This window comes from Paenibacillus sp. FSL H8-0537 (assembly GCF_038051995.1).
GTDB lineage: Bacteria > Bacillota > Bacilli > Paenibacillales > Paenibacillaceae > Pristimantibacillus.
Map to the genome: position 1 here is coordinate 1278338 of NZ_CP150290.1, position 17115 is coordinate 1295452.

The following is a 17115-nucleotide window of genomic DNA, read 5'->3' on the forward strand; positions in this document are numbered from 1 at the left end:
AATCATGCCTTCCTCTCTTTCTGAAATTAAGGCTTGTGGGGAGAGCGGGAATGAATGGATGAGACTTTATTGGAGAAGAAAGCCGTCCGGAATGCTAAAAAAGGAATAAAACAACGAATGAACTGGAACGTCATTAAAGGTCAGAAACAACTCATTTTTATGTCTGTTCCACTCATGCTTTATATCATTTTGTTTTCTTATGTTCCCATATGGGGTTGGACGATGGCTTTTCAAGACTATAAGCCAGCGCGTGATTTTAGCCAGCAGAAGTGGGTTGGCTTTAAGCATTTCGAATTTTTATTTAGCGATGATCGTTTTTGGCGCGTATTACGCAATACGCTCGGGATGAGTCTGATTAATCTGGTGCTTGGCTTTGCCACCGCGATTATATTGGCATTGCTATTAAACGAAATAAAAAAAGTATTGTGGAAAAGAATGGTCCAGACGATTTCTTATTTGCCTCACTTTTTGTCTTGGGTTATTGTGACCGGGATTGTAGCCACCTCGCTGGCATCCGACGGGATCATTAATGATGTGCTGATGAGGCTGCATTTGATTAATGAGCCGATCCTATGGCTAAGCAAGGGAGAGTATTTCTGGGGAGTCGTTGGTGCATCACATATATGGAAAGAGGTCGGCTGGAGCACGATTATTTATTTGGCCGCTCTGGCTTCAATTGATCCTGCGCTGTATGAAGCAGCTGAAATTGATGGCGCAAATCGCTACAGGAAGATGCTCAATGTGACCCTGCCGGGTATGAAATCGACCATTGTCATTTTGTTGATTATGTCGATCGGACATATCATGGACGCCGGATTTGAAGTGCAGTATTTGCTTGGAAATGGCCTAGTTGTCGACTGGTCAGAAACGATAGATATTTTTGTACTGAAATACGGGATCGCTCAAGGCAATTACTCGCTCGCTACAGCTGGCGGCATTTTCAAAACAGTTGTTAGCATAACGATGCTGCTGCTCGCGAACTGGACAGCTAAACGACTCGGGGAAGAGAGGCTGTTATAGATATGGAAAATCAACCAATCAGTCGAAAAAAAGCTTCAGGCCGATCGCTGAGCAGAGGCTTGGGTACTTCCGGAATGGAACCGATTCTTTTTAACACATTTAATACCATTTTTATGCTGATTCTGGTGGTCGTTACGTTATATCCTTTTCTGAATACGATCGCCGTTTCTTTAAATGTAGGGAATGATACGATTCGCGGCGGTATCTATTTGTGGCCGAGGGAATGGACTTTGCAAAACTACAAGGCGGTTTTTGTTTCGGGGACGATATACAACGCCTTTTGGGTTTCGGTGGCGAGGACGGTTCTTTCTACCGTACTGAACATTTTTCTAACGACGATGCTCGCTTATACGTTAAGCCGGCGGGAATTTGTTTTCCGCAAACCGATTACCCTTGTCTTTATTTTGACCATGTATTTCAGCGCTGGCTTGATCCCAGGATATTTTCTAATCAAGGACTTGCATTTGCTGAACAGCTTCTGGGTTTACATTATTCCTTCGATGCTTAGCGCGTTCAACATGATTGTAATAAGAACTTACATTGGAACGCTTCCTGAAAGTCTTGTAGAGTCCGCACGAATTGACGGGGCGGGAGATTTCAAAATCTTCATGCAAATTATTTTCCCGCTGTGTAAACCAGTCTTGGCTACCATAGCTCTGTTTGTAGCTGTAGGGGCATGGAATTCCTGGTTCGATGCGTTTCTATACACGTCCTCAAGACAAGAGCTAAGCACATTGCAATACGAGCTGATGAAGCTTTTATCCTCGACGATGAATTCCAATAGTAACCCTTCCGTGGCGAATGGAGCAGGGGCGACGAAGGATTCGATTTCAATGGTAACGCCATTATCGATTCGTGCTGCGGTTACAGTGGTCGCAGCGGTGCCGATTCTCCTTGTATATCCGTTCCTCCAGAAGTACTTTGTGGTGGGATTGAACGTAGGCAGTGTAAAGGAATAGTGCAATGAGCCGATAAGCGCCAATAATAAAATATTACTCCTTAAACAAAAACCGCGAAAGCCCAGTGCTCCGCGGTTTTTTGCATTTTATCCCTACATTCTTTTATTATTCTTTTATTGGATCTTAGTATAATCATATTGATACGCTAAGGCGTCGCTATTAAGAGGCTGATTCCTTGGCATTCTTTAATAAGTAGGAGAAAGAAAGCAATCGGGAGGCTAGAATAATGGATAAAAGAGTGTGGAATAGAGCGACCGCTATGCTTATTGTCATCAGTATGATTGCAAGCATGTTCGTTGTGGGGATGCCCCAAGCGGTGTATGCGGCTGAAGATACGGTGAATTTCTCAGGGGGAGACGGCACGCTTGCGAATCCCTATAAAGTATCAAGCGCGGTGGAATTAAGCAACGTCAATATTCCGGGAGCGGGAGCTTATTTTCAGCAGACAGGGGATATTCACTTGACGGGCAATTGGACGCCGCTCGGGGCCTTTCGCGGTATTTACGACGGCAATGGTTTTGGTATTTATAATCTGAATATGGATTCAGCAGATTACTTTGTGGGCTTGTTTTCAGAATTAAGTAGCGGGGCTGTACTGAAAAATATGACACTGGCTGATTTTAATATTACAGCTACAGGAAATAATGCGCACGTCGGAGGTTTGGTCGGCTACACCGCATCGAATGCAACCGTTACGGATAGCAAGGGCAACGGTCTCATTTCTTTCACGGACCCTACCTCGGTAGGGGGGCTGGTTGGTAATAACGCAGGGACGATCAGCAATAGCTCAAGCAACAGCGTAATTACGAGTGGCGCTGATAACTTTTATGCGGGCGGCCTGGTCGGTGTGAATGTTGGAACGATCATGGGCAGCAGCAGTGGCGGCTCTGTAAATACGAATAATGTTCAGGTTTATGCTGGCGGTCTTGCTGGCATGAACGAGGGAACCGTTAGCGATAGCGAAAGCAGCAGTACGGTAACGACGGGAGATGCATCATCAGCGGGCGGTCTGATTGGCTCCAATTCATCAAGCGGAACCATTAATAACAGCTCCGGTTCTGGTAATGCCAGCGGCAAAAATAGCTCGGTTGTCGGGGGGCTAGTCGGCAGAAATGCAGGCAATATTAACGGCAGCTACAGTACAGGCAATACAGACGCTGATGCAGATGGAATGGCCGGTGGTTTGGTTGGGTATAAGTCAGGTGGATCGATTAACAATAGCTACAGCACAGGAAGTGCCAGCGGCGATAATTCTATATTTGTAGGCGGACTCATTGGGATGAATATGGGAGATGTCAGCAACAGCTACAGCGTGGGTATTGCAAGTGGCGGAAGGGATGCCAATGGCGGTCTGATTGGCTATAATCCTAGCGGTAATGTCACAAACAGCTATTATTATCATTTAAGTGCTGCTGCATCGGCCGCAGGCTCAGCTAAAAATGACGCAGAGCTTATGCAGCAGGCGACCTACTCTACTTGGGATTTTAACAATGTATGGAGAGTTGTGGAAGGGTACACGTATCCTTCTCTCCAGTGGCAGTCTTATACGGCTAAAGAGTCTACAGCTTTAGACTATGTGAATTTAACCTGGGATTCGATCAAGGGAACGAACAGCTCAGAAAATGATGTAACGGAGGATCTAATTCTTCCGGCAAATGGCGCCGCAGGCTCAACCATAATATGGAGTGTATCGGTGAGCGGACTCATTAATCCAAGCACAGGCCAAGTGACAAGGGCAACTGATGATGATCATGCCGTTGCTTTGACAGCTACAATCAGCAGATCCGGAGGGCAAACCCGGACAAAGCTATTTAACTTGACGGTTATAGAAGCGCCTAACAACAAGCCTAATCGCAAGGCGGATGTAAATGCGACGGACACTGCCAAAGTAATGCTAAACACGCCTTATACGATTGATCTCTCCACAATCTTTGAAGATGCGGACAGCGACCCGCTAAGCTATAACGTAGCGGTGAACGGCGCAGCAGCAATAGCAGCAAGCACAGCTTACTCCTACACGCCAAATACGGCAGCTCCAGTAACGCTTGTTTTCACGGCTAGTGATGGGGAAGATATTTCGGACGATTCGTATACGATCGAGTTGACGGTGAATCAAGCGCCTGTTCGGCAGGCGGCAGTAGCTGCAACGACAACTGCGACTGTATCGTTAAACACAGCGTACACGCTGGATCTAGCCACTATTTTTGAAGATACAGACGCAGATGCATTAACCTACAAGGTATCCATAGATGGCGCTGCGGCAGCAGCTTCAGAAAATTATACGTATACGCCTGCAGCAGCAGGCCAAGCAACGCTCGTCTTTACCGCTAACGATGGAATGACCGATTCATCGGACACGTATACGGTAGAGCTTGCGGTGAACACGCTGCCTGTCCGCCAGCCGGATAAGGATGCGATAGTTGAAGCGACGGTGACGGTGAACACGCCGTATACGCTGGATCTAGCCACTATTTTTGCAGATGCAGACGGAAATGGCTTGACGTACAAGGTTTCCATAGATGGGGCAGCCGCTGTTACTGCAACGGAAAGTTATACGTACACGCCGACAACAGCAGGCCAAGCAACGCTTGTCTTTACAGCGAACGATGGAACGATAGATTCGGCAGACACCTACACGGTGAAGCTCACGGCTAACACGGTGCCTGTCCGCCAAGCAGATGTGGATGCAACGACAGCCGCCATTGTGACGGTGAATACACCGTATACACTTGATCTAGCCAGCATTTTTGAAGATGCAGATGGCGATGGCTTGACGTACAAGGTATCGGTAGATGGTGCGGCAGCAGTAGCTGCGACCGAGAATTACACGTACACGCCTACAGCGGCGGGCGAATACACGCTTGTTTTTACGGCGAACGACGGAGTGATAGATTCAGTAGACACCTACACGGTGGAGCTTACAGCTAATACGATGCCAGTACGTCAGTCGAACGTAGGAGCGACGTCTAATGCTGTTATAACGCTGAACGAGTCCTATACGCTCGATCTAGCTGCTATTTTCGAAGATGCGGACGGAAATGGCTTGACGTACAAGGTTTCCATAGATGGGGCAGCCGCTGTTGCTGCAACGGAAAGTTATACGTACACGCCGACAACAGCAGGCCAAGCAACGCTTGTCTTTACAGCGAACGATGGAACAATCGATTCGGTGGACACCTATACGGTGGAGCTCACGGCTAACACAGTGCCTGTCCGCCAGGCAGATGTGGGTGCAACGACAGCCGCCATTGTAACGATGAATACACCGTATACACTTGATCTAGCCAGCATTTTTGAAGATGCAGATGGCGATGGCTTGACGTACAAGGTGTCGGTGGATGGTGCGGCAGCAGTAGCTGCGACCGAGAATTACACGTATACACCAACATTGGCAGGGACTGTGACGCTGGTCTTCACAGCCAACGATGGATTTACAGACTCAACGGACACGTACACCGTGACATTGACGGTAAACCAACCAAGCAATGGCAGTGGCGGTAATAGTGGCAATGGAAACAGCGGAGGAAGTGGGAGTGGTGGAAGCAGTACGGTGACACCGCAATACTCTGTAACCGTTACAGGAAGCGGGGGAACGACGCCTCCAACGCTGCCGGTCAAGGTTGATACAACCGCGGGGCGCGCAATCATTTCCATTGGCGAGCTGGCGGGAAAAATATTCACTGGCAGCGAGACAACGGTTATCACGGTACCTAATATCGCTGCTATACAATCCTACACGCTCGAAGTGCCAGCAGAATCACTGTCTGGGGCGCCAGGAAGCAGTGAACTGATTTTCATGACCCGCGCAGGAAGTATAGCCATTCCAGCTAACATGCTGCATGGCATCGCAGGAACGAATGGAAAAATCGCAAGCATTACGATTGGCTTAGGCGATAAGAATGAACTGTCCGCTGAAACGTCTGAAGCAGTAGGCGGTCGCCCGCTGCTTGAGCTTACACTGGGACTGAATGGCGTAACGACGCCGTGGAACAATCCAGCTGCGCCAGTTAAAATCTCTATCCCTTACGTACCAACTGCTGAGGAACTGAAAAATCCAGAGCATATCGTCATTTGGTATATAGATGGCAGCGGCAGCGTCATCTCTGTTCCAAACGGACGTTATGATACGGTGAGCGGAACGGTGACCTTTGAAACGTCGCATTTCAGCTCCTACGCAGTGGCTTACGTGCACAAAACCTTTACAGATTTAGGCAGCGTAGAATGGGCTAGACCCGCTATTGAAGTGCTGGCCTCCAAGGGGATTATCGGCGGCACCTCGGTGAAATTCTTCTCTCCGACAGCGCCAATCACACGTGCCGATTACCTTGCCTTGCTGGTGAAGACTTTAGAACTGACAGCCGAGTTTAAAGAAAACTTCGCTGATGTGGATTCGGATGCCTACTATTATGAAGCACTGGGCATTGCCAAGCAGCTAGGTCTGGCAACAGGAACAGGCAGCAATGAATTCCATCCGAAGGCAAGCATCTCACGGCAGGAAATGATGGTATTGACGGCCCGTGCGCTGGAAAAATTCAAAGGAATTGGCGCTGCACAAAATCTCACCGCACTGGAATCCTATAGTGACAAAGAGGATATCGCCGCTTATGCGGAAGCGAGCCTCATGCTTCTTGTGGAGGAAGGTCTAATCTCCGGTTCTGGAAATAAGCTTAATCCCCGGGCGCTAACAACCCGAGCGGAAGCAGCCGTATTCTTGTATCGGATCTATAGCCAGTACTAATGTGTGGCTTTGGCAATCCGCTTGGTTTATAGCAACTAAAAATTTATTGTAAAGAACAAAAACCGTAAAGCTAAATGCTTTGCGGTTTTTGTTCTTTAAGGAATAGTCTTTATGATGCATTAGCAGCTTTAACGTCAATACTGCATGCGCTGTTTATAGCTTCTTCAAATCAATTTTAAAGCTATCCCCGGCTTTACCGCCGAAAACGATCAGTCCGTCTGCTGGCAGCGTCACCGATTTTTCAAGGCTGGCGATCGAAAAGTTGATGATCATGCCCGCTGCATCATATACGGCAAAGCCCGCGCCTGATGGCACATCAACGGTCAATCGTTTATTTGCCGATTTCTTATCAATTTTATACCATACGGCATGGCCGCTTGGTGGTATCGTGCTAACCGACGATTTCCCGCTGAAAAGAGGCTCGATTGCATCTTCACGGATAAAGGAGGAGCCGTCGATCATCAAATACTCTTTCTTTTTCAACGTGTAGAAATGGAGGTCAAAGGCATCTCTTCCGTCCATCACGGGAATTTCAGCAGCGTTGACTGCTGTATTTTCATCCACAATTTTAGTGCCTGATGCGTATCCATATTCGGTATTCACAGCTATCTTCTTTACAAAATACGGCTGCAATAAATAAAAAATAGAAGTGATTTTTTCATTCAAAGGGTAGTAGCTTTTGCCGTTTCTAGTTTCCCAAGCCTGTTTCGTTGCCTGTGTTAGAGGGTTTGGGTCCAGCTTTTGATAGCTATAACCAACCATGAGCGTTTGACCGATGCCAGGGAATTGCAAATAGGAGCTAAGCTTTAAATAGGTTTTGCCATTGCTTTGCTCATCAAAGCTTACCGTTATGCTGCCTTCTTTGTTTTTAAATTGTCCATTGCCTGTATATACGTATTTTTGTTCACGTATAAATCCTCCCAATAAAGCGGGTAAAGCAAGCTCTCCGTCCTCAATCGCAATATCCATCGTTGATCCCACTGTGCCGTAAAACCCAGAATAAGCAAGCAGATCTGCCGGCATATCGACTTTCACGGAAGGCTCAAAGGTTTTATCTGGCAGGATGTCTGGAATGATGTTCTCTGCTTTTAAATATTCTAACAACACATTGGTTGCAAAAACGCTATTGTAAAGGGAGCTTCCTCCCGAGGAAAGCACGGCGATGGAAATATGGTGCTCAGGCAGCGCAATAAGAGCAGCGTGATACATCATTGTATCTCCGCCTTTAGAAAGGGCTGTTATGCCATATTCATCAAAAGGGGCCAAGCTAACGGCATCCCAGCCTAGCCCATAGTTAGTAGTATTGGACTCTTCCGGAACCCAGATTCCTTTTCGATATTCATGGCTTTGCATGGCTTTGGCCGACTGTGCGGATAAAATATCGGGATGATCGCCGATCAATACTTCAGCAAACTTACTTAACTCTTCCGCCGTTGAGTAAATGCCTCCTGTCCCAATAACATTAGCGTTTTCGACGGGCATAGCTTGATCCATCGTAGGGAAATATGTTTTTGCCAGCCGCGTGCGATCGAAGGAATCGAGTGGTGTTTTCGTAGCGCTTAAATTCAAAGGCTTGGCTATACGCTGCTCAACGAATTCGGTATAGCTTAAACCGCTCACTCGTTCAACCAACTGCTCAAGCAGCTGAAAACTATCGTTGCTATATACCGAATATTCGCCGGGAGCTGATTTTAAACGCTCGGTTTGCAATCTGAGTAATAATTTATCATGACTGCTTGTATCATTGTCACCAAACAGCATGCTGCTCTCATAGTGAGAGCCATATAGTCCTGCTGAATGATTCATGAGCATGCGGGGTGTTATTTGCTTATAGCGCTCATCGGCCATTTTAAAATCCTTGATATATGTCGTGAGCGGCTTGTCGATATCGATTTGCTTAGCATCAGCGAGCATCATCGCTGCCGCCGTAACGTACATTTTGCTAACCGAGCCTATTCCGAGCATCGTGTCCTTCGTAATGGGCGCCTTGGTCGCTTTATCATATACCCCCGCGCTACCCGACAGGGCAACGGCCCCCTCATCCAGAATCGCATATTGCAGCCCGCTGACACCGTAATGGGATACGATCCCCGAAGCGAGCTGCTGCGCCTTTTCCTTAACCGTGTCTTGAGCCGCAACCTTATTTGCCTGAGCAAAGCTCTGAGTTATGGGGATAATGAACAGCGCAGCGGCCATTAATCCAGCAATCATTTTTTTCATTTTATAAATCCTCCTCTTAAGTCCCTTGCCAAATTTTACTTCCTGTTTGTATGTTACAAGGAGGGAGGAGCTTATGGAGCGAATGTCCCTGAAACGAAAAAAACAATCCCTAAACAACAAGATTGTTTAAGGATTGTTCATTCAAAAGGGCAGCATAACCATATTATGAAATCGCTTCGGCTTCGTCTCAATCGTCATATGACCCCCATATTTATCGCATATTCTTGCGATGTTGGTTAAGCCAATGCCATGGTATTCCGGGTTCGGCTTCTGGCTGTGCAGCGAGGCGGCCTCCGTTTCCATATCATTAAGGATATGGATGAACAGCGCGGATTCATTGGCATGGATGTGAATGAGAATGAAGCGATCCTCGGCGATTCGCACCTGTTTTGAAGCTTCGATTGCATTATCCAGCATATTTCCAAGGACAACACAGAGGTCATACCGGTCAATCGTTACTTCTTGGGCATTCAGATTAAGCTTCGTATCGATTCGTATGCCATTCGCCTGGCCAATCGTCAGCGTATTCGTAACAAGTGCATCGATGACGAGATTCCCGGTATTTACCCGCTGATAGGCGTCTTCGACTTTGTTTAACGTTGTCTTAATATGCGCCATCGCTGCCGCCAGCTCATTTCGTTTAATACATTCCTCAATGTACAAAAACTGCTGGTTCGTATCATGAATGATCCTTTTAATCGATTTGAAGCTATGAACGGTTTTTTCGTAATTGGCATCCTGATAGTCCATCTGCTGCTGCAATTGGGCATTCTCATGCATAAATTGAAACTTCTCAATAATCATATCAAAAATATAAATGATCATCACATTGATGAAAAGAAATCCGAGGACCGATATGAAATAATGAATGTTCTTTTCACTATAGCTCGTCAGCACATTAAGCTGGTATAGGCTGATTACAGGGATGCTCATAATGAGTAAATAGTAGCGATAATGCAAGGAGAAGCTTCGGTGCTTGGCGAATAGCCGAATCATTTGAATGACGGCAAACATGATGATGCAGGTGAGTAGAGTAGCTTTCGTGTAAGCGAGCTGATCCTGATCATTGCTGCTATTAAAGCTGCTAAATTCGAAGGAATCCAGCGTATAAAAAATATAAAGCGAGATTGGATTGACGATGGTCATTAACACGCCATAAAGGATTGTGAAAATGATTTTGGCTTTTAACTCGACTTGGTAAGCTTGGGCCAAGCTAAAGATGACAAGCAGCGCTAAAGCCGAGGATACGACAGGCGAGATATAAAAAAATAAATACAGAGAATCCAGCACGATAAACACAATGAAATAAAGGAGGCGATGAGGCTTCCTGGTAGACTTGCCAAAAACCGAGTCGAAGAAAAAAGAGACTTGGACGCACATCACAAGAGCAATGCTTAATACAATAAACAGGTTATCTTGAATCATATTCATTAACCCTCATGATCATAAATTTCGTATAAAAATCCTTCACTTCTTTAATTTTAGAACGTCCGATCGGCAGCTCCATACCGTTGGACATGAGAACAACCCCGCTCGCAAACTTCTTCACATGGAGCAGATTAATAATAATGGATCGATGGATTTGCAAGAAGTTGCTGTCCTTCAAGGCTGAAGCATAATCGGCAAGAATGCCTTTGCTTTCATAAGTACCATGTGTGGTCATAAAATTCAGCTTGCTCTTTACGCTTAAGCTTTTGGCAGCCTCGATGCCAATGATATCATCATATTTTAAAACGACCTCATCATAGGCTGACTTGATGACCAGAAATTTTTTGTGAAGCGCTTGAAAGTATTGGCATAGCTTCATTATTTTTTCCTCAAGGATCGCAGGGGCTACCGGCTTCAATAAATATTGAAAGGTCATGACGTCAAAGCTTTCGACCATATATTCCGGGTAGCTTGTCAGAAAGACAATTTGCTCATCAAGGCGATTGAGCCCTCTTATTTTCCGAGCGGTTTGAATGCCGTTCAGTCCATTCATTTCAATATCCAGAATTAAAATATGGAAGGGCGTTTCTTCCCGCTCATAATGAGACAGGAGCTGCTCTCCCGAGCTGAATAATACGATTTCAAATTCGATATTGGACTTGATCGACAAAGCAATCAGCATGCTTCTGACGAGCTCTCTCTGCTGCTCCTCGTCCTCACAAATCGCTACTCTATACATAAAGGATACCTCCCCAAGCTCCATTTGCGTCATTGTACAACGATATCTAAACATCATACAATTTTTTGGCCTTGGATAAACAGCTTTTGGATGAAAGGCATATTAGAATCCTTCAAATGGCGTGAATAGGTAATATTCGTTAATTTGGGCAGCTTATAATGTGATGTCCGCACATCGTTAAGAAAAAATTAAACCATTCATAAGTATTGAGGTCTTTGTTGTTAAACTGTTTCCTTCATAATGTAGGGAGGGTAAACTGTAGGGAACGAGGCAAGGGTGTTTTTGGAGGAAAGGGGAAACGTAATGGCTGCAACGATATTAATGGTTGATGATGAAAAAGAAATATTGAAGCTGATTGAGATCTATTTGCTGAATGAAGGCTATCAGCTGCTGCAGGCGTCGAACGGATTGGAGGCGCTTGAGCTGCTAAGCAAAAATAGTGTTGATCTCATCATTCTTGATGTGATGATGCCGAAGATGGACGGGCTGGAAGCGTGCATGAAAATTCGAGAGGATCATAACATCCCGATTATTATGTTATCAGCGAAGACGCAGGATATCGATAAAATTGCCGGTCTTAGCATCGGGGCCGACGAATATGTGTCCAAGCCGTTCAGTCCGCTTGTGCTCGTTGCACGTATTAAGTCCCATTTGCGCCGCTATAATCGGTTGAGTGCTCAAAAGTTGGAGCCGAGCAGCGACCAGCAAATTGTAATCGATGATCTGGTCATTAATATTGATGCCCACACCGTTACCGTTGATCGGCAAGAGGTAAAGCTGACGCCGCGTGAATTCGCCGTGCTGGAGCTGTTAGCTATTAATCGGGGAATCGTTCTGAGTACGGAGCGAATTTACGAGGTAGCTTGGAATGAGCCGTTCATGGAATCGAAAAATACGGTCATGGTGCATATTCGGAAAATTCGCGAGAAGATTGAGAAGGACCCCCAGCATCCTAAGTTTATTAAAACGGTATGGGGCATCGGCTACAAAATGGAGGCGCTATGAACAGTGAGCAAATGAAACGCCTTATCTTTACTACACTGGGCAGCTTCGTCATTACGTTAATCGGATTGTTTGTCGCCTATGGGCTCTCGGCTAATTTGCTCATGAATTTTGGGCCCTTCCGCGAAACCGTAAGAGGGCTGCAAAATATAGTAGGGACCTTACCGCTTGTTATATTTGCGGCTTTGCTTTTGTTTAGCCTCTGTTTAATCTTCTTCTACAGTCGGGAGACGAATGCGGCAAAGGCTAGTTATCTTGGAAGCATTGCAGCATTCGGAACGGGAAGCTGGCTGTTTCGAACGATTCGCTGGAAGCTCGTATTCGGGTTTATAATAAGCCTCGTGATCAGCTTTATTTTATTTGTTTTACTATATTTTATGGTCGTATTGCTTGCAGATATAGCACCGATAGGAGAGCTTATACGCGGCATTGTTAGAACGATAGGGCGTTTGCCGCTTATTATCGCTACCTGCTTTTTTCTCTTCTTGGCCGTATTTTTCCTGATCAGCAATCAAACCATTCGGTATTTAAAGGAAATCACATTCGGTGTCCAGCAGATTGCGAATGGGAATCTGAGCTACGAGATTGCGGTGAAATCCTCGGATGAATTGGGGGAAGTGGCTTATAATATCAATCAAATGGGCCACAAGCTGAACATGTTAATGGAAGAGGAGCGCAGGGCGGAGAAGACGAAAAATGATTTAATTACAGGCGTATCTCATGATCTGCGCACACCCTTGACCTCCATTCTCGGCTTTCTGGAGCTGATTGAAAATGATCGATATAAAGATGAGGTGGAGCTTCGTTATTACATTGGCATTGCTTACGAAAAGTCGTTAAGCTTGAAAAAGCTAATTGATGATTTATTCGAATTTACGCGAGTCAATAACGGCATGCCTTTGGAAAAGCTCGAATTAGATTTGAACGGTTTTATCCAGCAGCTGCTAGAGGAGTTCGTTCCGAATTTGGAAGCAGCGGGGATGAAAGGGCGTGTCTTCCCGTACGCTGCTCCGCTCAAAATTAAGGCCGATGGCGACCGGCTGGTCAGAGCGTTTGAAAATCTGGTCATGAATGCGATTCAATACGGACAGGATGGCGGATATGTCGATGTCCGTTTGCGGCAGAAGCACGGTTATGCTGTAGTGGAGGTCGTCAATTATGGCGAGGCGATTCCGGAAAAATATTTGCCTTATTTATTTGAACGCTTCTATCGTGGAGACCAATCCAGATCACAGCAGACTGGCGGGACGGGACTTGGACTTTCGATTGCGAAGAGCATAGTGGAGCTGCATGATGGAACAATTGCGGTGAAAAGCCGGCGAGGCGAGACGGTATTTGAAACGCGATTCCCTTTGTATTAATAAAGAAAACACAATTTCCTAAAGCAAGAGGGATTGTGTTTTTTGTTTTTGCTAAACAAATGTTAAGAAAGGTTAAGAAATGATAAGCAAATGTTTTGATTCTACTAAGCTTACGGTTATAGGCTCATAAGAGAAGCCCACTATGATAGGTTCATACACCTGATAGGGGGATAAATGAGAAGATGAGTAAAATACGAGTGGGCGTATTGTTCGGCGGCTGTTCTACGGAATATGAGGTGTCGTTATCCTCAGCGGCTGCTGTGTTGGAGCATTTGAATCAAGAAAAATATGAGGTCATCATGATCGGTATTACGAGAGACGGACGCTGGTATAGATATAATGGTGACATAAAGGATATTCGTGAGGATCGCTGGAGCGGCCAGACCGCCAAGTGCATCCCGGCCCTTCTTTCACCAAGTAAAGAAACGAAAGGGCTGATGGAGCTTATTCATACGGAATTTCACATCACAGCTTTAGATGTCGTATTCCCGGTTTTGCATGGTAAAAATGGCGAGGATGGCACCGTGCAGGGGCTGCTGGAGCTTGCGGGTTTGCCATTCGTAGGCTGCGGCACATTGTCCTCTGCCATCTGTATGGATAAAGCGGTGGCCAAAAATGTAGTCCAAGCTGCTGGGCTGGAGGTTCCGCCTTCGATTACCATCTTGGCTGGCGATTCCATTGCCGAAGCGGTGGAGGCGACTGCGAAGCTGGGCTTCCCGCTTTATGTGAAGCCCTCCAGATCGGGCTCCTCTATTGGGATAACGAAAGCTTATACGGAGCAAGAGCTGATAAGCGGCATCGAAGATGCCTTTACCCATGATGAGAAAATCGTAATCGAGCAGCATGTGAATGGCTTTGAGGTGGGCTGTGCTATACTTGGCGATGCCCTGCAGCCAATAATCGGCGAAATCGATGAAATTGCACTGACGGGCGAGTTTTTTGACCATGAAGAAAAGTATTCGCTTGGTACAGCGACTATTCATCTGCCTGCCCGCATCCATCAGAATATTGCGGACAATGTGAAGGAAATGGCGCTGCGGATTTACAAAGTGCTGGGCTGCAAAGGGCTCGCAAGAGTTGATTTATTTTATACGAGCGATGGGCGGCTTTTATTTAATGAAGTCAACACACTGCCTGGCTTCACGGCGCACAGCAGGTACCCGAATATGATGAAGCATGTGGGCATTGACTTCCCTGAGTTGCTTGACCGTCTCATTGAGCTGGAGACAGCAAAGGTGGCATTATGATGGAAGTCATAAGCATAAACCGCAAGCCCAGTGAGTGGAAGCATGAAAGGCAGTTGGATAGACAGCATGAAAGCCGTATTCAGGTGAGCAGAGACGACGTGCATAAAGGCAGCTTAATTCTAGTGAATCAGGAAAATCCGGTGAAACAGATTGTGCCCAGCCTCAGATCGTTGCCTGCAGGTATACGTCAGGCCAGCCATGTGGAGGAGCAGCGGATCATGCTGGATAAAATGTGCATTCAGCCATTGTCTGCGCTCTTGGAGGCGTGCCAGGGGGAGGACGATATTGCCGCAGTTAGCGGTTACCGTTCAAGAGAAGCGCAAGCAAAGATATATGCGGCTTCGCTAGAGGAGAGTGGGGCTGCTTTTACAGCAAGATATGTGGCCATTCCGGGTGCAAGCGAGCACCAAACAGGGCTTGCTGTAGACGTAGGGCTGTGCAAGGGCGATATCGATTATATACGTCCATCGTTCCCTGATGATGGCGCCAGCCGCAGATTCAAAGCGCTTGCGGCAGAGTACGGTTTTATCCAAAGATATCAGGAAAGCAAGGAAGGGATTACGGGCATCGCTTGCGAGCCGTGGCATTATCGTTACGTGGGCTATCCGCATTCCATGCTTATGAAGCAGCTAGATTTGTGCTTGGAGGAGTACACGGCGTATATTCAGAGCTTCTCCTATCACAATGAGCATCTTTATGTGGAGGCGCCATCGGCCTTCGCCCAAATCTATTATGTGGAAGCGGAGGAGAAGGTAACAACGCTGCCTATTATAAGTGGAGATAGCTATCAACTATCCGGCAATAATCAGGACGGTTTTGTAGTGACGGTATTTCATCGGAAAGGCGATGGGAGCTGTGAGTAAATTTGGCTATGGCGGTGTGGACTATTTTAAGCTAGCTGCCGCGACTCGGAAACCCGCCATGCATCGAGCATGGGCAGAAATAAATCTGGACCATTTAGAGCATAATCTCAAGCAATTTAAAAAGATTACACGAGCAGGCACCCAAATAATGGCGGTCGTCAAAGCAGATGCATACGGTCATGGGAGCGTCCCGATCTCAAGGAGGCTTAATGAGGCGGGCGTTCGTTCCTTCGCCGTTGCAGAGATTGATGAGGGCATAGCCTTGCGTAAAAAAGGGATCAAAGGCGATATCCTTATTCTAGGCTATACACCGTTACATCGACTTCAGGAGCTGTGCCGCTACCAGCTTGCACAGACCGTTATTAATGCAGATGATGCGGAGCGGCTTCAAGCGTTTGGTAAAAAGATCAAGGTGCATATTAAAATCAATACGGGCATGAATCGACTAGGTGAACATTACAATGACATGGAGCGTATACGTTCGATGTATAAGCATAAAAATTTGCAGGTTATGGGCACATTCAGCCATCTCACGTCTGCGGAAAGCCATCGTAAGGAGGATGTGGATTTTACGAGGCTTCAGCTAGAGCGATTCGACAGCGTGGTCGATCAGCTTACCGCCGAAGGCATCGAGCCCGGGATAACCCATATCCAGAGCAGCTATGGTATTTTAAATTATCCGGAACAGCGTTATGGAATCGTAAGGCCGGGCATCGCCCTATATGGCATATTGAGCCAGGATAACGACCATGTGCATGCTAACGTCGAGCTGCGTCCGGTGTTAGCACTGAAAGCGACCGTCACGTTGGTAAAGGGCATTCATGCAGGCGAGCCCGTCGGGTACAATGGCTGCTACACGCCTTCACGAGATAGCAAAATTGCAACGGTATCGATTGGCTATGCAGACGGCATTCCACGCGAGCTGTCCCAAAATGGAGGCTGCGTACTCATACACGGCCAGCGGGCTTTAATAGTAGGGAAGATCTGTATGGATCAGCTGATGGTTGATGTTACGGCAATTGCTGAGGTTCGTCAAGGAGATACGGCGACCCTGATCGGACAAGATGGCAATGAGAGCATTACAGCCGGAGAAATCGCCCAGCGAGTAGGAACGATTACGAATGAAGTAGTTAGCGCACTCGGCAGCAGAGTTGAAAATGTATATCTTACTCATGCAGCAGAAGCGGTAAGGGCTAGAGCATGCGCGCAAATACAGGGAAAAACAAAGCTGCTTTATTAGACGTTGAAGGACTGTTCACAAGGAGCAGTCTATTTTTTGTTTTTCCAAAATAGGGAACGATATAATCATTATAAAACTCGGGGAAAGACCGTGACTATAGAGGCTCCAATGCTATAATGATAGAAGATATTTACAATCTTCTAGGGCGTGTCTGAGAACTCTGAGGACAGCAAATTTTGCCGAATTTTTGTTCCATGCAAGGCGCGCTTGTGAAGGCGTACCGGGGGTACGTCAAGCAAACGGAACGAAGCAGGGGGCGAAAAGGCGGTGAAAGGTGCCACTGAACGGGTTTTCAGAC

11 protein-coding genes are annotated in these 17115 nt (G+C 46.5%); 8 read left to right on the forward strand and 3 right to left on the reverse strand.

Annotation, left to right across the window (positions count from 1 at the left end; all coding sequences use genetic code 11):
* Positions 1–54 precede the first annotated feature (54 nt).
* The 3 genes from MHB80_RS05165 to MHB80_RS05175 all read left to right on the forward strand — a co-directional run bounded on the left by MHB80_RS05165 (position 55) and on the right by MHB80_RS05175 (position 6717).
* Complete coding sequence (locus MHB80_RS05165) at positions 55–1020, forward strand: ABC transporter permease subunit (protein ID WP_341281175.1); 966 nt, start codon at positions 55–57, stop codon at positions 1018–1020.
* Between the two features lie 2 nt (positions 1021–1022).
* Entirely contained in the window at positions 1023–1979 is a 957-nt protein-coding gene (locus MHB80_RS05170) for a carbohydrate ABC transporter permease (RefSeq protein ID WP_341281176.1), read from the forward strand.
* 226 nt (positions 1980–2205) lie between these two features.
* Positions 2206–6717 carry an S-layer homology domain-containing protein gene (locus tag MHB80_RS05175; RefSeq protein ID WP_341281177.1) on the forward strand — a complete coding sequence of 1504 codons (4512 nt, stop codon included), beginning with the start codon at positions 2206–2208 and terminating at the stop codon, positions 6715–6717.
* Between the two features lie 153 nt (positions 6718–6870).
* Here the strand turns inward: MHB80_RS05175 and MHB80_RS05180 are convergent, their stop codons facing one another.
* The 3 genes from MHB80_RS05180 to MHB80_RS05190 form a co-directional block, all read right to left on the reverse strand.
* Positions 6871–8937, reverse strand: coding sequence for a serine hydrolase domain-containing protein (locus tag MHB80_RS05180; RefSeq protein WP_341281178.1), 2067 nt, complete (start codon positions 8935–8937; stop codon positions 6871–6873).
* Positions 8938–9078: 141 nt separating this feature from the next.
* Complete coding sequence (locus MHB80_RS05185; protein WP_341281179.1) at positions 9079–10362, reverse strand: GHKL domain-containing protein; 1284 nt, start codon at positions 10360–10362, stop codon at positions 9079–9081.
* Positions 10349–11104, reverse strand: coding sequence for a LytTR family DNA-binding domain-containing protein (locus MHB80_RS05190; protein ID WP_341281180.1), 756 nt, complete (start codon positions 11102–11104; stop codon positions 10349–10351). Before MHB80_RS05190 ends, MHB80_RS05185 begins: the two co-directional genes overlap by 14 nt.
* Positions 11105–11407: 303 nt before the next feature.
* Between MHB80_RS05190 and MHB80_RS05195 the strand changes: the two genes are divergently transcribed.
* From MHB80_RS05195 to vanT, 5 genes are all read left to right on the forward strand, one after another.
* Positions 11408–12109 carry a response regulator transcription factor gene (locus MHB80_RS05195; protein WP_341281181.1) on the forward strand — a complete coding sequence of 234 codons (702 nt, stop codon included), beginning with the start codon at positions 11408–11410 and terminating at the stop codon, positions 12107–12109.
* Complete coding sequence (locus MHB80_RS05200) at positions 12106–13467, forward strand: MFS domain-containing histidine kinase (protein ID WP_341281182.1); 1362 nt, start codon at positions 12106–12108, stop codon at positions 13465–13467. The genes MHB80_RS05195 and MHB80_RS05200 overlap by 4 nt, the downstream gene beginning before the upstream one ends.
* A gap of 182 nt (positions 13468–13649) precedes the next feature.
* Positions 13650–14714 carry a D-alanine--D-serine ligase VanG gene (gene vanG, locus MHB80_RS05205; protein WP_341281183.1) on the forward strand — a complete coding sequence of 355 codons (1065 nt, stop codon included), beginning with the start codon at positions 13650–13652 and terminating at the stop codon, positions 14712–14714.
* Positions 14711–15577 carry a D-alanyl-D-alanine carboxypeptidase family protein gene (locus tag MHB80_RS05210; protein ID WP_341281184.1) on the forward strand — a complete coding sequence of 289 codons (867 nt, stop codon included), beginning with the start codon at positions 14711–14713 and terminating at the stop codon, positions 15575–15577. The genes vanG and MHB80_RS05210 overlap by 4 nt, the downstream gene beginning before the upstream one ends.
* Positions 15570–16817 (forward strand): serine racemase VanT catalytic subunit, encoded by a 1248-nt coding sequence (gene vanT, locus MHB80_RS05215; RefSeq protein WP_341281185.1) that lies wholly within the window; start codon positions 15570–15572, stop codon positions 16815–16817. Before MHB80_RS05210 ends, vanT begins: the two co-directional genes overlap by 8 nt.
* Positions 16818–17115 lie beyond the last annotated feature (298 nt).

Bases quoted from the DNA above. Each gene is read 5' to 3' on its own strand.
- MHB80_RS05190 (WP_341281180.1), bottom strand. From the start codon at position 11,104: ATGTATAGAGTAGCGATTTGTGAGGACGAGGAGCAGCAGAGAGAGCTC.
- MHB80_RS05200 (WP_341281182.1), top strand. From the start codon at position 12,106: ATGAACAGTGAGCAAATGAAACGCCTTATCTTTACTACACTGGGCAGC.
- MHB80_RS05210 (WP_341281184.1), top strand. From the start codon at position 14,711: ATGATGGAAGTCATAAGCATAAACCGCAAGCCCAGTGAGTGGAAGCAT.
- MHB80_RS05195 (WP_341281181.1), top strand. From the start codon at position 11,408: ATGGCTGCAACGATATTAATGGTTGATGATGAAAAAGAAATATTGAAG.
- MHB80_RS05180 (WP_341281178.1), bottom strand. From the start codon at position 8,937: ATGAAAAAAATGATTGCTGGATTAATGGCCGCTGCGCTGTTCATTATC.
- MHB80_RS05170 (WP_341281176.1), top strand. From the start codon at position 1,023: ATGGAAAATCAACCAATCAGTCGAAAAAAAGCTTCAGGCCGATCGCTG.
- MHB80_RS05165 (WP_341281175.1), top strand. From the start codon at position 55: ATGGATGAGACTTTATTGGAGAAGAAAGCCGTCCGGAATGCTAAAAAA.
- MHB80_RS05185 (WP_341281179.1), bottom strand. From the start codon at position 10,362: ATGATTCAAGATAACCTGTTTATTGTATTAAGCATTGCTCTTGTGATG.
- vanG (WP_341281183.1), top strand. From the start codon at position 13,650: ATGAGTAAAATACGAGTGGGCGTATTGTTCGGCGGCTGTTCTACGGAA.
- MHB80_RS05175 (WP_341281177.1), top strand. From the start codon at position 2,206: ATGGATAAAAGAGTGTGGAATAGAGCGACCGCTATGCTTATTGTCATC.